This window comes from Stenotrophomonas sp., from assembly GCF_036662295.1.
Classification (GTDB): Bacteria; Pseudomonadota; Gammaproteobacteria; order Xanthomonadales; family Xanthomonadaceae; genus Stenotrophomonas.
This window is the reverse complement of record NZ_JAVWXA010000069.1, coordinates 1-21,067: the sequence shown is the minus strand read 5'-3', so window position 1 is coordinate 21,067 and position 21,067 is coordinate 1. Positions and strand designations below refer to the sequence as shown.

The following is a 21,067-nucleotide window of genomic DNA, read 5'->3' as shown; positions in this document are numbered from 1 at the left end:
GTGGCCGACCGCTGCGCCGAAGGCCTGATGCGCGTGCAGCTGGACTTCGGCGTGCCGGTACTGAACGGCGTGCTGGCAGTGGAACGCGCCGAAGACGCCGAGGCCCGCGCAGGCGGCAGCCACGGCAACAAGGGCGAGGAAGTCGCACTCGCCGCATTGGAAATGGTCAACCTTCTGGAGCAGCTGCCATGAACAAGAACACCCAGGGCAAGCCCTCCGGTAAACCCGTCCGCCGCGATGGCATCGATCCGGTGCTGCGCTCGCGCGCGCGCCGTCGTGCCGTGCAGGCCATCTACGCCTGGCAGATCTCCGGCGGCAACGGCCAGTCGCTGATCGCCCAGTTCGCCCACGAGCAGGCCCGCGAAATCGCTGACCTGGCGTACTTCGAAGCGCTGGTGCATGGCGTGCTCGACAACCGTCGCGACATCGACGAAGCCTTCGGCCCGTACCTGGACCGCAGCATCGACGAAGTGGACGCGATCGAACGCGCCGTGCTGCGCCTGGCCGGTTACGAACTGCGTTACCGCCTGGACGTGCCGTACCGCGTGGTCATCAACGAAGCCATCGAATCGGCCAAGCGCTTCGGTTCCGAACATGGCCACACCTACGTCAACGGCGTGCTGGATCGTGCCGCCGTGGAATGGCGCAAGGTCGAATCGGGTCACTGACCCGCTTTCTGTAGAGCCGAGCCATGCTCGGCTCACCGTGCAGCGCACGGTTGCGTCCGGCAGTGCGGCGCGTGATCGAACTGCAGCCGAGCATCGCTCGGCTCCATATGAAAGCAGAACGCCCCATGTCCCTGGCCGAATTCACCCTCATCGACCGCATCCGCGCCCGCACCGTCGAGCGCGATGACATCCCGCTCGGCATCGGCGACGACGCCGCCCTGCTGCAGCCGCGCCCCAACGAGCAGCTGGTGGTCACCGCCGACACCCTCAACGCCGGCGTGCATTTCCCGGTGGAGACCCCGGCCTTCGAGATCGGCTGGAAGACGCTGGCCGTCAACCTCTCCGACCTGGCCGCGATGGGCGCGCGCCCGGCCTGGTGCACGTTGGCGATGTCCCTGCCCGACGCGGGCGAAGACTGGATCGAGGCCTTCGCCGATGGCTTCTTTGCCCTGGCCGACCAGCACGACATCGCCCTGATCGGCGGTGACACCACGCGCGGCCCGTTGTCGTTGTCGGTCACCGCGATGGGCCAGGTGGCGCGCGGCCAGGCCTTGCGCCGTGATCGCGCGCAGGTGGGCGACGATGTGTGGGTGAGCGGCACCCTGGGCGATGCGGCCGGCGCGCTGCGCCTGTGGCAGCAGGGCCAGCTGGACGTGGCCAAGCCCACCTTGTTTGCCGACCACGAGACCCTGCGCCGGCGCCTGCTGCTGCCCAGCCCGCGCGTCACCCTGGGCCTGCGCCTGCGCGCCTTCGCGCATGCCGCGGTGGATCTCTCCGATGGCCTGGTGGCCGACCTGGGCCACATCGCCGCACGCAGCGGCGTGGGCGCGCAGCTCGATGCCGACGTGCTGCCGATCTCGCCGGAACTGCGCGACCTGCTCGGCCGCGATGGCGCCCGCGACTGTGCCCTGCACGGCGGCGACGACTACGAGCTGTGCTTCACCGCCGCCGCCGACCAGCGCGATGCGCTGCACTACCTGGCCGAATCGCTGGACCTGCCGCTCACCCGCGTGGGCCGCATCGTGGACGGGCAGGGCGTGCAGGTGGATGGGGTGTCGGCCAGCAGCGGTTACCAGCACTTCGCGTGAGGGGCCGGGCCTCGCCAAGGGCGAGGGCCAACCGGGTCGCGAGGCGCTCGCTCAATGAATCACGTTGGCGTCCGCGTCGCGCGCGGTGCCGTAGTCATCCAGCCACTGGAAACGGAGGGACGAGGGCACGGCCATGCTGGGCGGCAACGGTACGCGTATCTGCTCACCCGGCGCGATCATGTCCACTTCCGGGCGGTGGCCATTGGGCAATGCCAGGCTGCTCAACGTCACGTGGTAGGCGGTGGGATTGCTGACCAGCAACGCATCGCCTGCGGCACGCCACTCCAACGCGCCGGCGGCATCGCGTGCGTGGCCGGCCAGGCCGGCAGGCCTGTAGAAGAGTTTCACCCGCGTACGCACGGCGAACTGCAGCAGGTTGCGGCCTTCCACGTTCTCCGGCTTGGGTGGAATGTCCAAAAGATTGAAGTACAGCAGGGACTCGCGGTCGCCCGGCAACGCAGCGCCCGCCATCGGCGCATAGGTCAGGCGGAAGGCCTGCGAATGCCCCACGTCGATGCGACGGGTGGTGGGGGTCAGCACGAACGGCAGCTTCTGGCTGCCGGCCTTGGCGCTGGCGTCGCCATCGTCCAGCCACACCTGTGCCAACGCCACGCGCTCGCCACGGTTGGATGCATTGACGGTGACGGCGCCCTTGCCGCCCTCATAGATCACCCGCGTGCCCTGCAGGGTCACCGCCGCCGAGGCGGGCGCGGTCGGGCCGATGCTGGCGAGGGCCAGCAGCAGAACGCGTATGCCGAACTTCATGCTTGATTCCTCCGCGCACTGACGCCCGGCGGCACGCCGCCGGGCGCGAGCGCCTTACTTGTAGATGATGTCCATCTGTGCGGTTGCGTTCGCAGTGCCAGCCTCGGTATCGGCCGCAGCCGTGGTCTTGCTGTACCAGACGCTGTGCTTGAGGGTCTGCGAGCCGGTGCCCGTCACGGTGACGAACTGCGTCGGTGCGCCGTTGATCGCCAGCTGTGCATCGCTGGCGTCGTAGATCATGTAGCTCACGCCCTTGGCGGTGCTGGCGGCGGTCAGGCCCAGGCTGCCATCGGCATTGGCCGTGCCGCTGAACTTCACGGCCACGTCCTGCGAGCCGCTGGCGCCCGGGCAGGCAACGGTCACGTCCAGGTCGCGACGACCGATGCGGTTGTTCGTCTTCAGGTCCTCCAGGTCCATCTTGCCCATCAGCACGTCCAGGTTGCCGTTGATGGCAGCGGTACAGGTGCTCTCGACGATTTCGCCGGTGATGGTCAGGTCGGCGGCGTTGGCACTGTGGGCGCCCAGCAGGGCGGCCAGCGCGAAGGGAGTCAGCAGGATCTTCATGGGCATTCTCTTCGTTGGAGAGGAAACGGGAGCGCCGCCTCCGATGACCGTAATCGAGGCGGACGCACCAAGGGACGGGGCAAGGCCCGGTGCGCGAACGGCGGCTGGGGAAGGCGGATCGATGGCACGGGTGCCATTGCGCCACGGCATCCTCGCCGCGGCCGGGCCAGGGTTCCATGCAAAATGTTGTAATCGGTTCCCCGCGCGGTGGATCTGCAAAAACTCCGACGCGCAAGCGCAACTAATTGCATGTTCCCGGCGCGCGGACGCGCCTAATCTGCAAACCCGAGTTGCCGCCTCTCGGCCGCCGCTACCGGCCCGCCTCTGTCATGAATGAATATTCCCTCGCCCGACGTGCGGCTGTGTCATGCCCCCGTCGGGCCGTGCTTTGCGTCGCCATCACCATCGCGCTGGCTTTCAGCACGGCGGCGCCCGTGCACGCGCGCACCGGTGGCGAGGTCGAGTTCAGCGAAGGCTTTGCCAGCGGATTCATCGGCGAGGACCTGGCGCGCTTCAGCGTAGGCAACCCGGTCGAACCGGGCCGCTACAACGTGGACATCCACGTCAACGCCGAATTTGCCATGCGCCACGACATCGACCTGGTTGCATCGCAGACACCGCACGTGGCAACGCCCTGTCTGCCACCGGCGTTGCTGCTGCAGTTGGGCATCAACGAGGCCGCCCGCAAGGCCATTGGCAGCGCCGCAGCCACCGGCTGCGTTGACCTGGCCGAGGCGGTGGAAGGCGCCAGCGTGCGCTACGACGACAGCCAGCTGCGGCTTGACGTCTCGCTGCCGCATGCCGCCCTGCAACGGCAGGCGCGCGGCTTCGTGGCCCCCGAGCTGCGCGACCATGGCATCACGGCGGCCTTTCTCGGCTATACCGCCAATCACTATCGCAATCAGGAGCAGCAGAGCAGCTATGCCGGCATCAATGCCGGGCTGAACGTGGGCGCCTGGCGCCTGCGCCATCGCAGCGCGCTCAGCCACGATGCGCAGGGTACGCATTTCACCGCGCTGGACAGTTACCTGCAGCGCGACCTGCCGCGCTTCAACAGCCAGCTCATCCTGGGCGAAGGCAACACGGGCGGCGAGCTGTTCGACAGTGTGGCCTTCACTGGTGCTCGCGTGGCCAGTGACGATCGGATGCTGCCCGATTCCCTGCGCGGCTACGCGCCGGTGGTGCGTGGCGTCGCCCAGGGCAACGCACGCGTCAGCATCCGCCAGAACGGCGCCCTCCTTTACGAAACCACGGTCGCGCCCGGTCCTTTTGCCATCGATGACCTGTATCCCAACGCCGGCAGCGGCGACCTGGATGTACGGGTCACCGAAGCCGACGGGCGCGAAGAGCGTTTCACCGTGGCTTTCTCCGCCGTGCCGCTGGCGCTGCGTCAGGGAAACCAGCGCTTCAGCGCCAGCGTCGGGCACCTGCGCGATACGGGCCTGGCCCAGGACGCGCTGCGCTTCACCGAAGCTACGTATGCGCGCGGCGTCAGCAACCGGGTCACCCTGCTGGGCGGTGTGCAGGTGGCGCAGCACTACCAGGCAGCCCTCGCCGGTGCCGCTATCACCCACGCGCGCGCAACGCCGCCGGGGGCAACGCCACGCGCCGGCTTCAGCTACCGGCTCAACTACCAGCGCAGCATCGTCCAGACCGGCACCAACGTGGGGTTGGCGGCCTACCGGTACAGCACCGATGGCTTCCTTACGCTGACCGACGTGGCGCGGCTGTCCTACGCGCAGCCGCAGAATGCCGACGCCTTCCTGATGCGCACCCGCCAGCGCTTCAACCTCAACTTCTCCCAACGCATCGGCGAACGAAGCCAGGCGTACCTGTCCGGCGGGCACGTGGCGTACTGGAACCGCAGCGGCTCGCATAACGATCTGCAGCTGGGCTTCCAGAGCAGCCATCGCAGTGCGAACTACACGCTGTCCGCCACGCGCTACCGCATGGCCTCCGGCGGCGCCGACACCCGCCTGTCGTTCATGCTGAGCCTGCCCTTGGGGCGGGCGGCCACCGCGCCGCGGGCAAGTGCTACCGTCAGCCACAGCCGCCAGGGCGGGCAGCACCAGTTGGGCGTGAACGGCGCCCTGGGCGAGGATCGCGCGCTGTCCTACAGCGCCTCGGCCAACGACAGCCGCACCGGCGCAGGCTACAACCTCTATGCCAATTACGACGGCAACCACGTCGAACTGAGTGCCGGCCAGGGCCGTAGCAACGGCAGCAGCACTTTCAATGTGGGCGCCACGGGCAGCCTGGTGCTGCATCGCGGCGGCATCAACTTCGGACCCGCACTGGGCGACAGCTTCGCCCTGGTGGAGGCGCGCGGGGCCGAGGGCGCGCGCGTGGGCAGCGGGCGCACTGTCACGGTGGCCGGCAACGGCTATGCCGTACTGCCACACACCAGCCCCTACCGCTGGAACCAGGTGCAGCTGGATACCTCCGAGCTGCCGCTGCATGTGGATGTCCCGGGCAGCTCGCGGCGGGTGGCCCCCAGCGCCGGCAGCATCGTGCGGATCAGCTTCCAGACCCGCACCGAGCCGCTGTGGCTGCTGGATGCCAGCGATGCCGACGGCACGCCGCTGCCCTATGGCGCGCAGATCACCGCGATGGACGGCAAGCCATTGGGCGAGGTGGGCCAGGGCGGGGTGATTGCCCTGCGTGGTGCCCCGGCCCGGGGCAGCCTGCATGTGCAGCTGGGGGAAGACCAGCGTTGCCGCCTGGAGTACCAGATGCCTCTTCTGCCGGATGCGCATGGCCAGCACTGGGCGCGTGCGCGCTGTGTGCGGGTTGGCGCCGACCCGCTGGCCACCGGCGCCGGCGTCCGCTCGTTTGGACTATTACCATGAACCCGACCTGGAAAACCCCGTTGCTGACACTCGCCCTGTTGCTGGGTGCCGCCGCGCAGGCCCATGCCGATACGGCCACCATCACCGTCACCGGCAAGGTGCTGCCCGGTACGTGCACCATGGCCAACCTGCCCATTGCGCTTACCGACATCGATGCCACCGCGCTCAAGACCGGCCACGACAACAACCTGCGCGCGGCCGTGCTGAACTTCACCGGCTGCGTGGGCGTCGCCAACATCGACCTCAGTTTCGACGGCACCGATGACGCCACCCAGGATGGCCACTGGAAGAACGGCGCCACCACCGGGGCCGCCAGCGGGGTGGCCGTGGCCCTCCTGGATGGCACCACCGGCGCCACGTTCCTGAAGAAAGCCGCTACCAAGACCATCGCGGTGAACGGGGCGGCCACCGCCAAGCTGGACGTGCGCGCCGGCTACTACCGCAAGGCGGGTACGTTGCTCACTGCCGGTACCGTTAGTACCCAGATCACCGTGACGGCCGCGTACCGATGAACGACCGAGGCCACGTTGCTGTGGCCTGTTGTCCTTGTTCCTGTCCTTGCCCGAGTTGATTGATATGAAGCCGACCTACATGCGTCATTCCGCACTCCCGCGCCTGCTGGCCACTGCAGCCACCGTGGCGATGGGGGTGTGCGTCGCGCAAGCGCAAGCGTGCGACCGGTCGGGACAATCCGCCAACTTCATCGTGGATCAGGAATTGAACAACGATCAGCGTCCGGGGGTGATGCTGAGCGGTTGGATCGGGCTGGTGTCGGCCAACATCGCCAATGTACAAGGCTGCAGTGCCCCAACGCTGGCGGTCGATGTGAACCCGTCCTTTAGTGGCCTGATGCCGGTGGGGCAGATTACTTACGCAGGCACGGATTACACCACCTACGCGTTGAGTGCCACCTCACCGCTGATCATCATCCGCCATACCTCATATCCAGGCCCGGGAGGGACGGGCTTCCATCACACTCCGGTCGTGGTCGGCACGCGAACGTCCCATGAAAGCGTGCCAATGGGGACGGCCAATGCGTTGAATTCGGTCTTCAGCGTGGCGTTCGTATCGCGAGGCGGTGGCATGCATGGTGGTTCGCACAACCTCGGCACGGCCAGCACCTGGGTGCGGCAGTCCCCGTCGCTGGTGATGCAGCACCCGCTCAACATCACCGTGCGCATGCGCGCCTCGACCTGCGTGATGTCCAGTGCCAGTGCGACATTGCAGGATGTGGCTGCGGCGGATCTGAAGCAACCAGACGACCATGCGGGCATGCGTGGTATTGGGGTGGCCATCGCATGCCCCTACGCGGGCATTCCGGTAAAGCTGAGCCTGGCCGATGCCAACGATGCAGGCAATACCGGCAGCCGTCTGGCACCCACGGCCAACACCACCGCCGGCGGCGTACGCGTGCAGTTGCTGCGCAACGACGTGCCGGTGGTGCTTGGCCAGACGTGGGATCACGGCCTGTCCCCCTCCACCCAGCACGGCGTGGTCCTGCAGGCGCGTTACATCCGCGAGGCGGGCAACCTGGTCCCTGGCGTGGTGGAAGGGCAGGCCATCATCACCGCGACCTACCGGTAGGTCATGCCCCTCCAGGGCTGCCCTGCCACGCGGCCATTGGAATCCCGTGAGCGCAGGAGAGGTGCTCGCCTGGACACGGGCGCGACGATTGCCTGCCACGCACTGCTGCTGGCGCCACCGGCGACCATTGTTGAAAGGGCGATTTGCACCCCTGACGACATCACGTGTTACGCCAGCCGGTTCCTCACCGGCGTGGTATAGGCCTTCACGCCCGTGGCGGAAATCACCAGTTCGCCCTGGCGCGCGGTGATGCGCACCAGCTCGCCGTTGAGGAAACCCAACTGGGCCAGCCACCGGCCCTGCAGGCGCAGCTTGGGCACTTTCTCGCCCTCGGTGCCGGGGGCTTCGTAGTAGGCGCAGCTCACCGTGCAGCTGCGCGGGATGCGCGCGTACGGGCGGCGGCGGGGCGCGGGGGTGTCCTGCGCGTCGTCGTCGAGAATGGGGAGTGCGGTGGTCTGGTCGGACACGTGCATGGCCGGGGTCTCCTGGCAGTGAGTGCTTTCATTCGAGCGAATGAAAGGTGTCGGGAGGTTCGAAACCGCACACGGCCGGCGGGCGTATTTCCTCTTGCGAGGTCTTTTATTAGCCGCCCTCCCGACAAAGACAACTGCCAGTAGAACTACCGTGCGCGGAGTTTCGACGCTCCAGCCGCCACGATGCCCATTGCAACGCGATGGGTGAAGTACAAAGTTTCTGTTGAACCGCGCCCGGCGCAAGTGGCGGTCTATAACTGTGTATCGCAAACAGCAGAACGCCCGGCACCTTCGCAGGCACCGGGCGTTCGCAACTTACCTCACCACTTGTACGACAAGCTCACATTCGCCGTCGCTTCGCGATAGCCATGGTCGCCACGCATGAGACCCAGCCCGCCCCAGCCACTCAGGCCGCTGCGGAAGTCCACGCGCGCACCGGCATTGAGTTCATAGCGGTTGCGCGGCACGCTGGCATTGCGGGTTTCAAAGTCGAAGGCCATGCCGTTGCTGGCACCATCGCGGTACCAGTTGGCCACCAAGTACGGGCTGACCGACGCCCCCACCACGCTGCGCCCCTCGCCCTGCAGGCGCAGGCCCGCACGGCCAGACAGGCCGCTATCGCCCAGGCTGCGCACCACCGTGCCGTTGCTTTCCACGTGATGATCGATATGCGCATCGGTGTAGACCAGTTGCAGCTCCGGCTGCAGGCTCACTGCCGTGCTGCCCACCTGGCCGATGTTGAAGCGGTAGCCCGCTTCCAACGAGGACTGCCACAGGTCGGAGTCGTAGCGCTCCTCGGCCAGGCCTTCGCCCTGCACGCGGTTGCGGAACTGGCCGCGCTGCACGCTGGCATCCACATAGGCACTGTCGCTTGCCCAGTTGCCGTACACACCCAGCGCACCGCCTTCCACCTTGCCGCGCGCGCTGTAACCGGTCAGCTCCGAGCGCGAGGTGGCGCTGGACTGCGCGGCCGTGCCCATCACGCCGACGCGGCCACGGCCATTGTCGAACACGCCGATATCCGCACCCAACTGCAGGCGCGAGCGCTCCACGCGCAGGTCCAGTTGGTCTTCCACCGCCGACAGCCGGCTCTGGGTGCCATCCACCCGGGCCCAGCCGCGCACGCCGTCCTCGCTGCGCGCGCCGCCCTGGCGGTCGCGCCAGGTGTGGCGCAGCAGCTGGTCCATGGCGAACTGGTTGGCCAGGTAGGCGCCCACTTCCGGGCGCAGCACCGGGATCGGGTCGATCGGCAGCACCGGGTCCACCGGGTCGATGGGGTCGATGATGGGCTTGCAGCCGGGCAGGTTGGGGTCGGCAACGCACGGGTCCGGCGCGGTGGTCATCTGCGAGCGCAGATACCAGCCGCCATCGGTGGCGTCCTTGTGCAGGAAGTACTCGTACGAACCACCCACGGCACGGCCGACCAGATCGAACTGCGCGTTGGACGCACCGCCGATGCGGATCAGCTCGATGCCTTTGCTGGTCTGTGCGCCGGCGCCGCCGGCGTTGGTCACGCGCACGTTGGCCTCGCCGTTGGCATCGCCGCTGATGATCAGCTTGTCGGTGGCGGAGGTGTCATCGCCCAGCACCGTGTTGAACGCCAGCGTGCCGCCGTTGCCGGTGAAGCTGTCCACGCTGAGGGTGTTGAAGGTGCTGCCGCCGCTGCCCAGAGCCACCGTGCCGGTGCTGCCCAGGGTGAGCTGGCCGACGGTGCTGTCGCCAGTGAGCAGCCAGCCGCTGTCGGTGTCGATGCTGGCGGTGGTGACGTTGGTGAAGATGCCATCGATCTGCGCCTTGTTGCGCAGGATGACATTCACGCTGCCAGCCACATCGGTGCTGTCGAAGGTGACATTGCCGGCCAGCCGGGAATCATCGACGGTAAAGTTCACCGTGCTGTCGCCGGGCAGCACGGGACCGCTCTCGGTGTTCACCAGCAGCAGGTTGCCATCGCCGCCGTGCAGCTGCGACCCGTTGGCGACCCGAATGTTGAATTCGGCGGGCGCGTCGATGCCCACACGGATCGCCGCCCCTCGGCCCGATTGCATGGAGGCGTTGTCGAGGCCCAGTCGGATCTCCGGTGTTGCGTAGCGGGTTCCCCAGAGGAATGCGCCCACATTGTCCGCTTCAATGCGCGAGCCATTGATGATGTCGGCCTCGCCGTGGGTCATGCGAAGGCCCAGACCGCTGCTTCTGTCGAGGGCGCCCTGGGTGTCTTCGACGTGGATCCGTGTGGAATCGATGACGACCTTGCCACCGTAAGGCGGCGTGCTGCCGGGGCTGTAGCTCATGTCGATGCCGGCGGTCAGCGCCTCACCCGGTCGCATGTTCGCTGCCGTGATGAGGATCTGGCTGTCCACCAGGTGGGCCCTGGCACGGTCGGTCACCAGGAGGGTGCCGCCAAGGAAGGTGGTGGACAGCGCCTGCAGCAGCGTATCGCCGTATAGACTGACTGCGCGCTGGTTGTTGCCGCTGCGGTTGACGGTGGCACGTTCCAGGTAGACATCCGACTGGTCTTCAGCGGTGATGCTGTTGGTTTCGCCGCCAAGCACCTCCAGGAGGGAGCCGTTGACCAGCTCCCATTCCTCCACGGGGTCTCCTGCCTGGACCCGTGCGGCTTGATCATCCAGTTGACCTGCCCATGCAGCAGGGGGAATGGCCGTGGCGGCCAGCGCCAAGGCCAGGCTGCGGGCGAGGGGGCGGGCGCTGAGCACTCGGTGCGTCCCGGGAACTCTAGAGGTGCGATTCATCGACGACTCCAACCAGTGATTGGGGGGCCTGGACGGACGGCAGGTCTGTACGGAGCGCAGGTGGGTATGCTGGCAGACACAGAGCCTGCAGCAGTGAAGCTTTTGTGAAGGAAACTGCGTCCAGGGATAGGCGGAGTATTCACCGCGTGACGTTTCCAGCCCATGCAATTAGTTGTAGATCGCAGACTGGCGCCCTCTCTCTAGAGGTGCCGTTCAGTGTTGTCGTTTACAACTAATTGAATGGTGCCTGCATCGATCATTCCGGATGCTTCGTGCCCCCGCCGGCATCACGGCTTGCCTGAAGATTCACATCCATGCGCAGTTCCCTCCCCGCCCGCCACGCCCTGACCGTGGCGGTAGCGTTGTCCCTGTCCGTCCCGGTCGCCCTGGCCCAGCAGGTCATCGCCGATGGCACGACAGAAGCGCCATCGGCCGGGGAGTACGCCACCACGGCCGCCGACGAGCACGCATTCCATGCGCTTAATGGCGGCAGCATCGCAGCAACGGGCGCCGTGGATCTGCGCACCGAGGGCGATCGGGCGTCGGCGGCCCGGGCCGAAGGGCTCGGCAGCCGGATCGAGCTGAGCGGGGGCAGCGTATTGACCACCGGATACGGCGCGTCCGGCGTGTCGGCCGACAGTGGCGGCCATGTACAGGTGCTGGGCACGCGCATCGACACGCAGGGCACTGCGGCCAGCGGCGTCAGCGTGACCGGCGGCAGCCTGTCCGCCACCGGGGTGACCATCACCACGCAGGGCGGGCTGTCGCACGGGGTCGCGCTCGATCAGGGCACCGTTGCGATCCACGACAGCACCCTCAATGTGTTGGGCAGTGGCTCGCATGGACTGTACGTGGAGGGCGGCAGTCTGTTGGCCGAGAATGTCACCATCAACCATGCCGGCGGCGGCGCGGGCGTGTGGATGGAGGGGCAGGGGGGCAGTGACGCGACCCTGCGCAACCTCACCATCAACGGCACCGGCGGCGGCGCGATGGGCGCGATGATCGGCGCCGGGAACACTGCGCTGCTGCAGGACGTGGACATCAACCTGACCCACGCTCAATCTGGCGCGGGCCTCACCGTGGGTGGCGAGGTGCAGGTGCACGGTGGGCGCATCCATGCCGGTGGTGATAACGCAGCCGCAGTCAGCTTCGCCTCCCAAGGTGGCAAGGTGCTGCTGGACGGCACCGATGTGTCCGGACATTACGGCATCGTCATGATGGCCGACGCGCAGCTGACGCTGCGCAATACCACGCTCGCCAGCGAGCTGACGGGCATCAACGTGAACCAGCGGGGCAGCGTGGTCGATATGGCCGGCTCCACCATCACCACCAGCAACGGCGTCGGCGTTCTGGTCATGAACGACGCGACCGTGTCCATCACTGGTTCCAGCATTACGGCCGGTGGCGAATTCTGGCAGGCGATCTCGGTGATGGGCGGGCATACCACGGTGTCCAGCAGTGTGCTGCGAACGCTGGGTGACAACGGCCATGGTCTGTATGCAGAGGGGGGCGCCGGGCTGGCATTGATCGATGCCTCGCAAGTGGACATCCTGACCCGCGGAGACCGTGCCATCGGCGCGATTGCGCGGCTGGGTGGCAGCGTGGCCCTGGAAGGCAGCCAGGTGGTCACCACCGGCGCTGCGGCGCATGGGGTCCTGGCAGGTGGGCAGGGTCAAATGACCCTGAACGATACCCACGTGCGTGCCGAAGGCGCCGACGCCTGGGCAGCGGTGATCAATGACCGGGGGCGGCTGCAGATCGACGGCGGCTCGCTGGTCAGTGCGCAGCACGGCGGCCTGTGGGTACGCAGCACGCGCGACCCCGGCGTGACCCTGGCCGGCGGTGCCGTGGTGGCCGGCGGCAACGGCATCGGCATCGCACTCGATGCAGCCGTGGCCGGGCGTTTCGATGTGGCGATGGAAGGCGGTTCGCAGCTGCTGGGCGACATCGTGATCACCCCTGATGACGTGGCTGCCGGCCTGGTGCCGCAATCGCGGGTGCATGTGCAGCTGGCCGGTGGTGCGCTGTGGCAGGGCAGCTCGGACCTGGTGCAGACGCTGTCGCTGGCGGGCGGCAGCCAGTGGACGCTGACCGCCGATGCGCGCGTGGGCGCGCTGCAGGTGCGCGACAGCACGGTGGCGATCTCCGACGGCAGCGGCCGCTTCAACACGCTCACCGTGGACGGCAACCTGCACAGCGAAGGCGCCACGTTCCTGTTCAACGGTGCGCTGGGCGGTGATGGCTCGGCCATCGATCGCCTGCACGTGCGTGGCGATGCCACCGGCGATGCGCAGGTGGCGGTGCACAACATTGGTGGCATGGGCGCGCAGACCGTGGACGGCATCACGCTGATCCAGGTGGACGGCGCCTCGCAGGCCGCCTATACGCTGGCCGGGCGCGCGGTCGGCGGCAGCTACGAGTACTTCCTGCACCAGGGCGGCGTGGCCGACCCGAACGACGGAAACTGGTACCTGCGCTCGCAGTGGTTTGATGTGTGCGATGCCAATCCGCTGGCACCGGGCTGCTTCAATCCGGACCCGGAACACGGTGGCCCGGGTGAGCCGATCCTGCCGCCGGTGGACCCGGTCATTCCGGTGCCGGTGCTGCGCCCTGAGGGCGGTGCCTACCTGGCCAACCTCACGGCCGCGCAGAACATGTTCCGGCTGGGCTACCACGACCGCCAGGCCGGCCAGAACGGTGGCCGTGGTTGGGCGCGCGTGGACGGTGCGCAAACCGGCTTCGATGCGGTCAGCCGCCAGCTGGATGTGCAGGGCAGCAGCCAGGCGCTCAGCATCGGTGCGGACCTGGTTCGCAATGGCAACGGCAACGCGGTGGGTGTGATGCTGTCCACCGGCAACGCCAGCAGCACCTCCACCAATGGCCTGACCGGTTACTACGCGCGCGGCAAGGTGAAGGGCGAGGCGCTGGGCGTGTATGGCACCTGGCGTGCGGGGCATGAAGACCCGTATGCGGGTTTCTACGTGGACGGCTCGGTGCAGCGTGCGCAGTTCCGCAACCGCGTGGAAGGCGTGGCGCTCACGCCGGAGCGTTACGACAGCAAGGCGTGGCAGGGGGCGTTGGAAGCGGGTTACGCCTTCCGACTGGGCGGTTCGGTTGAGCGTGGGCTGTTCCTGGAACCGCAGCTGCAGGTGGGCTACACGCGCTGGAACGATCTGCACCATACCGAAGCCAACGGCACGGTGGTGACCACGCGCGATGCCGATGGTGTGTTCGGGCGTGCGGGCGCGCGTTTGTCCGGCGTGACCCGCTGGGGCAATGGCGCGGCGCAGGTGCAGCCGTATGTGGCTGCACATTGGTTGCACCAGCGGGCCGACAACACGGTGCTGATGGATGACGAAGCGGTGGATGCACGCATCCCGCGCAGCCGCGGTGAGTTCAGTGCCGGTGCGTCGTTGAAGTTCGCCAACGGCGTTGGCGCGTGGGGTGGGTTGTCGCTGCAGCATGCCTCGGGCTACCACCAGACCAGCGCACAGGTGGGGATGAGCTACAGCTGGTAAGCGAGCGAGCGAGCAAGGGCGGACGGTCGGCGGGTGCCGGCCGTTCGCGGCCCGCACCCGAATCAGCTCAGATCAGCCCGAATCAGCCCAGATCAGCCCAGATCAGCCCGGATCAGCCCGGATCAGCCCGGATCAGCCCAAATCAGCCCGGATCAGCCCAAATCAGCCCAAATCCCCCCGGAGATCCGTGATAATTGGTCCGTCCTTCCATTGTCGGTTTTCTGATGAGCGACCAGGAAACAATTCTTCGTGTGCTTGATGACGCCCAGCGGGTGGCGGGAAACACGTGGAAAGGGCTGAGTTCGAGAGAGCTGTCGGCCCAGGCTGGAATTCCCTGGACGACGACCAAGCGGCTGCTGCTGGAGATGCAGACGGCGGGCAGTGTCGTCCGCGAAGGACAAGCACGGGCCACGCGATACAAGCTGCTGGTCTCGCCGCCGAGCGAGGGCAGCGCCGATCAGACGAATGGCTATCCCCGCTTCAAGGAAGGGAAAGCCCTTCTTGCTGAGCTCAAGCGCCCTTTGGCGCAGCGCGCACCTGTGGCCTATCAGCGCCGGTTTGTCGAAAAATACGAGCCCAACAGAAGTCTGCTTCTACCGGCCTCCCTTCTTGATGAGTTGGAAGCTGCCGGGCGCATGAGTGGACAGCAGCCTGCGGGCACCTACGCGCGTAGCGTGATGGAGCCGCTGCTGATCGATCTGTCATGGTCGTCCTCGCGATTGGAAGGCAATCGCTACTCGCTGCTGGAGACAAAGCAACTGTTCGAAAGTGGAACCAGAAGCGGTGATCTGGATGCGGTCATGCTGCTCAACCACAAGGCAGCCATCGAGTTCCTTGTCAACGAGGTGCCGACGGCGGGTCTTACCGAGCCGGTGGTGCGCAACCTGCATGCCACGCTCATGAGAGATCTGTTGGCCGACGGCAGCGCGCTGGGGAACATCCGCTCGAAGATGGTTCAGATCAGGGACACGAGTTACATCCCGGAGCAGGCCCCTGGCGTTCTGCAGGAAATGTTCAGCCGGATCATCGCCAAGGCAAGGCAGATCAACAACCCCATCGAGGCGGCGTTCTTTCTCTGGGTCAATATTGCCTACCTGCAGCCCTTTGAAGATGGCAACAAGCGCACGAGTCGACTTGCGGCGAATGTCCCATTGTTGATGTACAACTATGCGCCGCTTTCCTTCCTTGATATAGATTCCAATGACTATGCCTACGCCATGATGGGGGTGTACGAGCAATGCAACGTTGCGTTGGCGGGAGATCTGTTCGAGGCGGCCTATTCGCGTTCCATCCAGAAGTATCGGATCCAGCTTGCAGCCGCATCGGCACCTGATCCTGTCCGGCTGCGGCTGCGAGGCGCCATGAACGATGCGATCGGACTGATCGTCCGGGATGGCCGGACGGTGCAGCAGGCTCTGGAGGCATTGGATGTTGATGCAGAAGACGTCAGTGCGCTCAGAGGTTATGTCGAACAGGAGCTGATGCACCTGGGAGAGCACAATTGTTCGCGTTTCTACGTCACCATGCGGCAGGTCCAGCAGTGGGTTGCGGCTGGACGGCCCCATTAGGACGGCGCCACTGACGCCACATGCGTGGCGCACCCGCACCTCAAACCGGCGGCAGCACCTTGCCCGGGTTGAGGATGCCGTCCGGGTCCAGCGCGTGCTTGATTGCGCGCATCGCCGCCAGCGTGGCCGGGCTGAAGGCGGCGGCCATGAAATCGCGCTTGGCCAGGCCGATGCCGTGCTCGCCGGACAACGTGCCGCCGAGCGCGAGGGTCAGCTCGAAGATCTTCGGAAGCGCTGCATGTGCGCGCGCATTCTCGTCGGCATCGTCGGGGTGGTAGAGGATGTTCACGTGCAGGTTGCCGTTGCCGGCATGCCCGAAGGTGACGATGGTCAGCGCGTGGGTGCGGGCGAGGTCCTGCACGCCGGCCACCAGCGCCGGAATGCGCGACACCGGCACCACCACGTCTTCATTGATCTTGCCCGGGGCGATGCTGCGCAGCGCGGGCGACAGGGCCTTGCGCGCGGCCCATAGTTTTTCGCGCGCGGCGCCTTCCATCGCCACGTCCAGCGCGATCATGCCGTCACCCTCGGCGGCGGTGGCCAGCGCCTGCAGCAGGTAGGGCAGGGTGTCGTGGTCGCCGTCGGCCTCCACCAGCAGCATCGCACCGGCCTCGGGCACCTCGGCGCCATTGCGGCGCAGCAGTTCCAGGCTGCGCGCATCCATGAATTCCAGGCGGGTGGGCACCACCGGCTGCGCCATCAGCCGCGATACCGCCGCGGCGGCTGCATCCGCATCGCGGTAGAGCACGCGCAGGCCGGCCTGCGCCACCGGCAACGGGGTCAGCTTCAAGGTGGCTTCCACGATCAGCGCCAGCGTGCCCTCGCTGCCCACCAGCAGGTGGGTGAGGTCGTAGCCGGTGGCATCCTTGGTGTAGGCGCCGCCGCACTGGATCAGCTCGCCGGCGCCGGTGATCGCCACCAGGCCCAGCACGTTGTCGCGGCTGGTGCCGTACTTCACCGCGCGCGGGCCACCGGCGTTGCAGGCCAGGTTGCCGCCGATGCTGCAGATGTCGGCACTGGACGGGTCCGGTGCCCAGAACAGGCCGTGCGGGGCCAGCGCATGCTGCAGGTCGCCGTTGAGCACGCCCGGCTCGACCACCGCGCAGCGGTTGCCGGGCTGGATGTCGAGGATGCGGTCCATGCGCGCCAGCGACAGCACGATGCTGCCCTGGACCGGCACGGCCGCGCCGGTGGTGCCGGTGCCGGCGCCGCGCGCGACCAGCGCGATGCGGTGCTCGCGGCAGGCGCGTACCACCGCCACCACCGCATCGCGATCGCGCGGCAGCGCCACGCCGGCCGGCAGCGTATGGCGCCACGAGTTGTCCTGCGCGTGTGCCTGCAGCGCGCTGTCATCGGTGCGCCAGCCGTCATCGCCCAGCAGTGCGTGCAGGGTGGAAGCGAAGGCGGCGGGCAGGGCAGGGCTCATGGGTCGGTCCGGGTATCAACAGGGGCGCGCTGGATCAGTCGCCAGCCGATCACGGCGGCGGTGAGCGGCAGCCACACCCAGCGCAGTTCGGAGGCGAGCGTGGCCAGCCCGCGCGCACTGAAGAACTGGCCGGCAAACGGCGACACCCGGATCGGGCGCCACGGGGCGAACAGGCGCTCGCCACTCCACGGCCACCACAGCGCCACGCCGAGGCCGCCGGAGGTGAGCGCATCCAGCAGCGGGTGCGACACCGCGCTGAGGCCCACGAACGCCGCGGCCTGCACGGCGCTGGCGCGCAGCCGGCGGTGCAGCAGCGCGGCGAGCGTGGCCAGCACGGCAGCAAAGACCAGTGAGTGGCTGGCCCCGCGATGGCCGAAACTGTCGGCATAGGGAATGTGCAGCGCGAAGGCCAGCACGTCGGCGTCGGGCAGCATCGCCGCCGCCACGCCCGCGGCCAGCAGCGGCGTGGAGATCCGGCCGCGGTCGGCGGCGGCCCACATCGCGAGCGGGATCGCGGCATGGGTAAAGATGCTAGGCATCGGCCACGCTCTCGGGCCGGCGGAAGGCCATCTGGCCGCCCCCGGTAGTGGCGGCCGGTGGCCGGCTCCACGCACGTCCGGCAGCACCCGCCACCCACCCCGGCATCAGCAATCCACCCCCCCGGATTCATCGCGCAGCCAGTGCAGCTGCGGCGGCTCGCCCCAGGCATCGATCACATCGAACCGACAGGGGCGGGCAGCCAGGGCCGGGTCGGACGACAGGAACAGCTGCGCGGCCAGCACCAGCTTGCGCCGCTTGCGCAGGTCCACCGAGGCGGCGCCCCCGCCGAACCCGGCGCTGGCGCGGTAGCGCACTTCAACAAATACGGTGGTGTCGCCGTCGCGCATGACCAGATCCAGTTCGCCGCCCCGATAGCGCACGTTGGCGCTGATCGGCTGCAGCCCTTCGGCGCGCAGGTACGCCTGCGCGGCCGCTTCCACCGCCGCGCCGCGTTGTGCCCGCGGGGTGGGCACCGCGCTTAGTTGGCGGTGGCGATCGGCATGGGCCGGCCGCCGCTGAAGGTGGACCATGCCGGCACGCGCAGCACGTTGCCGTTGCTGTCCAGGAACAGAGTGCCGGTGGCGCCGGCCAGGCCGCCTTCGTTGGCCATCTTGTCCAGGTAGGCGCTGATCTTCCACGCATCGAAACCGAAGGCGAACAGGCGCCCGGACGCGCCGCGCGCGCTGGGCAGGATCTGGCCGGCGGTGCTGGCCGAGGGCAGGCCGGGCACACCGCGCACGTTCCAGGCTTCGTTGGGGTACACGATGCCGTCCAGCGCCATGTCTTCCTCGGCCTTGCCGCTGCCCAGCGTCAACTGCGAGGTGCCCACGCGGGTGGCGCCGCCCGCGCCGGCCAGCGCCAGCTGCGGGGCCACCGCACGCGCCTGCGGTGCCTTCAGCGCCAGCAGCACACCATCGACGGCGCCGGCATTGCGGACCTGCGCGCCGATGTCGCCGACCGCATCGCCCACCCCGATCGTAGCCAGCACCTGGCCACCCCGCTGGGTGAAGCGCTCGCGGAACGCGGCGGCGGCGCGGCGGCCGTTGTCGTCGTTGCTGTGCACCACCAGCACCTTCATGCGCTCGCGGCCGCGCAGGTACTCGGCGGCGATGATGCCGTCGTCTTCCGGCGCCAGCGAGAAACCGGCGCTGCCGGCCGGCGGGCTGCTCTTGCCACGGTTGAGGGCCAGCACCGGCACCGGCAGCTGGGCGCGGCCGAACACCGCATCCACCTCGTCGCGGCCGAGCGGGCCGACGATGAAGTCGACGCCGGCACCGACGGCCTTGTCATAGGCGGCCATGGCACCGGCGGCGGTGCCGGCGGTATCGATGAACTGGATGTCCGGGCGCTGGCGCTGCTCGCCGTAGTAACCGCTGAGCAGGCCATCGCGGACCGGCTGCGCGGCGGTGGCCAGGCGGCCGCTGAGCGGCAGCAGCACGGCCATCTTCAGCGGCGGGCGGTAGCCATCGCTCATCGCCGGTGCGCGCTTGCTGGTATCGAACTGGGTGGACTGTTCGCGGTCGAACGGGCGCGGCAGCGGCAGGCCGCGCGCGATCAGCGCACGCCCGGCGAAGTTGTACAGCGGCTCGTTGGCCGGCAGGGCGGCGGCGCGCGCGCGCAGGGTGGCATCGTCCAGGCTGCCGAGCAGGCCGGCGATGGCCTGCTGGTTGTCGCTGCGTGCCTTGCCGGTCAGCGCGGCATGCGCGCGGGCGCGCTCCTGCGCGGCGCCCACGGTGTCGCCGGCGGCAAGCAGGGCCTCGGCGCGGGCCAGCAGCCAGCGCGTGCGCAGCTGCGGGGCCACGTTGTCGGAGGATTCCTTCAGCGCGGCCAGCGCCTGGGCCGGCTGCTTGTCGGCCAGGGCCAGCTCGGCGGTGGTGAGGTGGAAACGCTGCTGGCTGGCGCCACTGAGCTGGCGCGCGGTGACCTGCGCCAGCAGGCTGCGCGCGCGGGTGGTGTCGCCGGCCTCGTGCCAGGCGAAGGCGGCATCGGCCAGCGCGGCGGCGCGGGCGCTGCCCTTGAGCGTGTTGGCCAGCGCCTCCAGCTGCACGGCTGCATCGCGCGGCTTGCCCTGGTCGATCAAGGCCAGCGCCTGGGCCTGGGCCGGCGAGTCGGGCGCGCTGGTCAGGCTCGTCGTGGCGCAGCCGGCCAGCAGCAGCAACGACAACGACAGGGCGGAGATCCGTGCGACAGGCTTGTTCATGATCAGGTCCATTCGATGGGGGCAGCGGCCGGGGCCGGGGAACGGTACGATTCTACCCTTGACCCACGAGTACCGTTGCGATGAGTGCTGTCCCCACGCTGTATGTCGTTGCCACCCCGATCGGCAACCTGGCCGACCTGACGCCGCGCGCGCAGGACGTGCTGCGCTCGGTGGCCGCGATCTGCGCCGAAGACACCCGTCGCAGCGGCCAGCTGCTGGCCCATTTCGGCATCCAGCAGCCGCTGGTGGCGCTGCACGACCACAATGAAGAAGCGTTGGCCCAGCGCATCGTGGCCCGCCTGCAGGCCGGCGAGTCGCTGGCGTTGGTCAGCGATGCCGGCACGCCGCTGGTGAGCGACCCGGGCTACCGCCTGGTGCGCGCCGCGCGTGCGGCCGGGATCAAGGTCAGCCCGGTGCCGGGCGCCTGTGCGGCGATCGCCGCGCTCAGCGTGGCCGGCCTGCCCAGCGACCGTTTCACGTTTGAAGGCTTCCTTCCGGCCAAGGGCTCGGGCCGCCGCGAGCGCCTGCAGGGCCTGGCCGGGGAAACCCGCACGCTGGTCTTCTACGAATCCTCGCACCGCATTACCGAGTCGCTGGCCGACATGGTTGCGGCGTTTGGCGCCGACCGCCCGGCGGTGCTGGCGCGCGAGCTGACCAAGCTGTTCGAGACCGTCCTCGACGGCACCCTGGCCTCGCTGCTGCAGCAGGTGGAAGCCGACGACAACCAGCGCAAGGGCGAGTTCGTGGTCATGGTCCAGGGCGCCGCCGACGACGAAGCCGCGCAGCTGGCTGCCGGCCGCCGAATGTACGCCAAGCTCAGCGAGCACCTCCCACCCTCCACCGCCGCCAAGCTCGCCGCCGAACTCACCGGCGCGCCAAGAAAGGCGCTGTACGGCAGTTGAGGGCGCCAGCCGCCAGCCGCGCTGGAGGGTAGAGCCACCCCATGGGTGGCTGCGCGCGGTGCTGGACGAAAAGCAGCCACCCATGGGGTGGCTCTACCAGCGCATGCAGGCACCCTCGGCGGTTGCAACGCCCCACATTGGGGGTAGAGCCACCCCATGGGTGGCTGCACGCGGT

At 68.2% G+C, this 21,067-nt stretch carries 17 protein-coding genes; 9 read left to right on the top strand and 8 right to left on the bottom strand.

What is annotated here, in order from left to right; genetic code table 11:
* The 3 genes from RSA25_RS13455 to thiL all read left to right on the top strand — a co-directional run.
* Window positions 1–192: 6,7-dimethyl-8-ribityllumazine synthase (locus tag RSA25_RS13455; RefSeq protein ID WP_332809369.1), on the top strand; the 192-nt coding region annotated here is incomplete at its 5' end.
* Window positions 189–668: a transcription antitermination factor NusB gene (gene nusB / locus RSA25_RS13450; protein ID WP_049469504.1), complete on the top strand. Its 480-nt coding sequence runs from the start codon at window positions 189–191 to the stop codon at window positions 666–668. The genes RSA25_RS13455 and nusB, both read left to right, overlap by 4 nt.
* A 131-nt stretch (window positions 669–799) precedes the next feature.
* Window positions 800–1,756, top strand: coding sequence for a thiamine-phosphate kinase (gene thiL, locus RSA25_RS13445; RefSeq protein WP_332809370.1), 957 nt, complete (start codon window positions 800–802; stop codon window positions 1,754–1,756).
* A 51-nt stretch (window positions 1,757–1,807) separates the two neighbouring features.
* Here the strand turns inward: thiL and RSA25_RS13440 are convergent, their stop codons facing one another.
* Together RSA25_RS13440 and RSA25_RS13435 are read right to left on the bottom strand one after the other, a co-directional pair.
* Entirely contained in the window at window positions 1,808–2,521 is a 714-nt protein-coding gene (locus RSA25_RS13440; RefSeq protein ID WP_332809368.1) for a fimbria/pilus periplasmic chaperone, read from the bottom strand.
* A gap of 54 nt (window positions 2,522–2,575) precedes the next feature.
* Window positions 2,576–3,085: a fimbrial protein gene (locus tag RSA25_RS13435; protein WP_332809367.1), complete on the bottom strand. Its 510-nt coding sequence runs from the start codon at window positions 3,083–3,085 to the stop codon at window positions 2,576–2,578.
* Between the two features lie 434 nt (window positions 3,086–3,519).
* On the opposite strand from RSA25_RS13435, the gene RSA25_RS13430 reads away from it, so the two are divergent.
* Genes RSA25_RS13430 through RSA25_RS13420 form a run of 3 tightly spaced genes read left to right on the top strand, consistent with a single transcriptional unit; the run spans window position 3,520 to window position 7,518 of the window.
* Complete coding sequence (locus tag RSA25_RS13430; RefSeq protein WP_332809366.1) at window positions 3,520–5,934, top strand: fimbria/pilus outer membrane usher protein; 2,415 nt, start codon at window positions 3,520–3,522, stop codon at window positions 5,932–5,934.
* Window positions 5,931–6,446, top strand: coding sequence for a fimbrial protein (locus RSA25_RS13425; protein ID WP_332809365.1), 516 nt, complete (start codon window positions 5,931–5,933; stop codon window positions 6,444–6,446). Before RSA25_RS13430 ends, RSA25_RS13425 begins: the two co-directional genes overlap by 4 nt.
* Before the next feature lie 28 nt (window positions 6,447–6,474).
* Window positions 6,475–7,518: a hypothetical protein gene (locus tag RSA25_RS13420; RefSeq protein ID WP_332809364.1), complete on the top strand. Its 1,044-nt coding sequence runs from the start codon at window positions 6,475–6,477 to the stop codon at window positions 7,516–7,518.
* Window positions 7,519–7,685: 167 nt separating this feature from the next.
* Here RSA25_RS13420 and RSA25_RS13415 read toward each other — a convergent pair whose 3' ends face one another.
* On the bottom strand, window positions 7,686–7,991 hold the full coding sequence (locus tag RSA25_RS13415; RefSeq protein WP_332809363.1) for a SymE family type I addiction module toxin: 306 nt from the start codon (window positions 7,989–7,991) through the stop codon (window positions 7,686–7,688).
* A gap of 320 nt (window positions 7,992–8,311) precedes the next feature.
* On the bottom strand, window positions 8,312–10,579 hold the full coding sequence (locus RSA25_RS13410; protein WP_332809362.1) for an autotransporter outer membrane beta-barrel domain-containing protein: 2,268 nt from the start codon (window positions 10,577–10,579) through the stop codon (window positions 8,312–8,314).
* A gap of 473 nt (window positions 10,580–11,052) precedes the next feature.
* Between RSA25_RS13410 and RSA25_RS13405 the strand changes: the two genes are divergently transcribed.
* Complete coding sequence (locus tag RSA25_RS13405; RefSeq protein ID WP_332809361.1) at window positions 11,053–14,256, top strand: autotransporter outer membrane beta-barrel domain-containing protein; 3,204 nt, start codon at window positions 11,053–11,055, stop codon at window positions 14,254–14,256.
* A gap of 224 nt (window positions 14,257–14,480) precedes the next feature.
* Window positions 14,481–15,824 (top strand): Fic family protein, encoded by a 1,344-nt coding sequence (locus RSA25_RS13400; RefSeq protein ID WP_332809360.1) that lies wholly within the window; start codon window positions 14,481–14,483, stop codon window positions 15,822–15,824.
* 40 nt (window positions 15,825–15,864) lie between these two features.
* Here the strand turns inward: RSA25_RS13400 and RSA25_RS13395 are convergent, their stop codons facing one another.
* From RSA25_RS13395 to RSA25_RS13380, 4 genes are all read right to left on the bottom strand, one after another.
* Complete coding sequence (locus tag RSA25_RS13395; RefSeq protein ID WP_332809359.1) at window positions 15,865–17,250, bottom strand: FAD-linked oxidase C-terminal domain-containing protein; 1,386 nt, start codon at window positions 17,248–17,250, stop codon at window positions 15,865–15,867.
* The gene (locus tag RSA25_RS13390; RefSeq protein ID WP_332809358.1) at window positions 17,247–17,789 is read right to left on the bottom strand and encodes a metal-dependent hydrolase; all 543 of its coding nucleotides are present in this window, start codon (window positions 17,787–17,789) and stop codon (window positions 17,247–17,249) included. The genes RSA25_RS13395 and RSA25_RS13390 overlap by 4 nt, the downstream gene beginning before the upstream one ends.
* A 105-nt stretch (window positions 17,790–17,894) precedes the next feature.
* Window positions 17,895–18,263, bottom strand: coding sequence for a YraN family protein (locus RSA25_RS13385; protein ID WP_332809357.1), 369 nt, complete (start codon window positions 18,261–18,263; stop codon window positions 17,895–17,897).
* Window positions 18,264–18,268: 5 nt separating this feature from the next.
* Window positions 18,269–19,990 carry a penicillin-binding protein activator gene (locus tag RSA25_RS13380; RefSeq protein ID WP_332809356.1) on the bottom strand — a complete coding sequence of 574 codons (1,722 nt, stop codon included), beginning with the start codon at window positions 19,988–19,990 and terminating at the stop codon, window positions 18,269–18,271.
* An 80-nt stretch (window positions 19,991–20,070) separates the two neighbouring features.
* Here RSA25_RS13380 and rsmI point away from each other — a divergent pair, with 80 nt between their 5' ends.
* Window positions 20,071–20,892 (top strand): 16S rRNA (cytidine(1402)-2'-O)-methyltransferase, encoded by an 822-nt coding sequence (rsmI, locus tag RSA25_RS13375; RefSeq protein WP_332809355.1) that lies wholly within the window; start codon window positions 20,071–20,073, stop codon window positions 20,890–20,892.
* Window positions 20,893–21,067: the final 175 nt, after the last annotated feature.

What these genes read in the sequence shown, in the direction of transcription:
- RSA25_RS13425 (WP_332809365.1), top strand. Translation starts at nt 5,931, where the DNA reads ATGAACCCGACCTGGAAAACCCCGTTGCTGACACTCGCCCTGTTGCTG.
- RSA25_RS13440 (WP_332809368.1), bottom strand. Translation starts at nt 2,521, where the DNA reads ATGAAGTTCGGCATACGCGTTCTGCTGCTGGCCCTCGCCAGCATCGGC.
- RSA25_RS13380 (WP_332809356.1), bottom strand. Translation starts at nt 19,990, where the DNA reads ATGAACAAGCCTGTCGCACGGATCTCCGCCCTGTCGTTGTCGTTGCTG.
- RSA25_RS13405 (WP_332809361.1), top strand. Translation starts at nt 11,053, where the DNA reads ATGCGCAGTTCCCTCCCCGCCCGCCACGCCCTGACCGTGGCGGTAGCG.
- nusB (WP_049469504.1), top strand. Translation starts at nt 189, where the DNA reads ATGAACAAGAACACCCAGGGCAAGCCCTCCGGTAAACCCGTCCGCCGC.
- RSA25_RS13400 (WP_332809360.1), top strand. Translation starts at nt 14,481, where the DNA reads ATGAGCGACCAGGAAACAATTCTTCGTGTGCTTGATGACGCCCAGCGG.
- RSA25_RS13395 (WP_332809359.1), bottom strand. Translation starts at nt 17,250, where the DNA reads ATGAGCCCTGCCCTGCCCGCCGCCTTCGCTTCCACCCTGCACGCACTG.
- RSA25_RS13435 (WP_332809367.1), bottom strand. Translation starts at nt 3,085, where the DNA reads ATGAAGATCCTGCTGACTCCCTTCGCGCTGGCCGCCCTGCTGGGCGCC.
- RSA25_RS13390 (WP_332809358.1), bottom strand. Translation starts at nt 17,789, where the DNA reads ATGCCTAGCATCTTTACCCATGCCGCGATCCCGCTCGCGATGTGGGCC.
- rsmI (WP_332809355.1), top strand. Translation starts at nt 20,071, where the DNA reads ATGAGTGCTGTCCCCACGCTGTATGTCGTTGCCACCCCGATCGGCAAC.
- RSA25_RS13415 (WP_332809363.1), bottom strand. Translation starts at nt 7,991, where the DNA reads ATGCACGTGTCCGACCAGACCACCGCACTCCCCATTCTCGACGACGAC.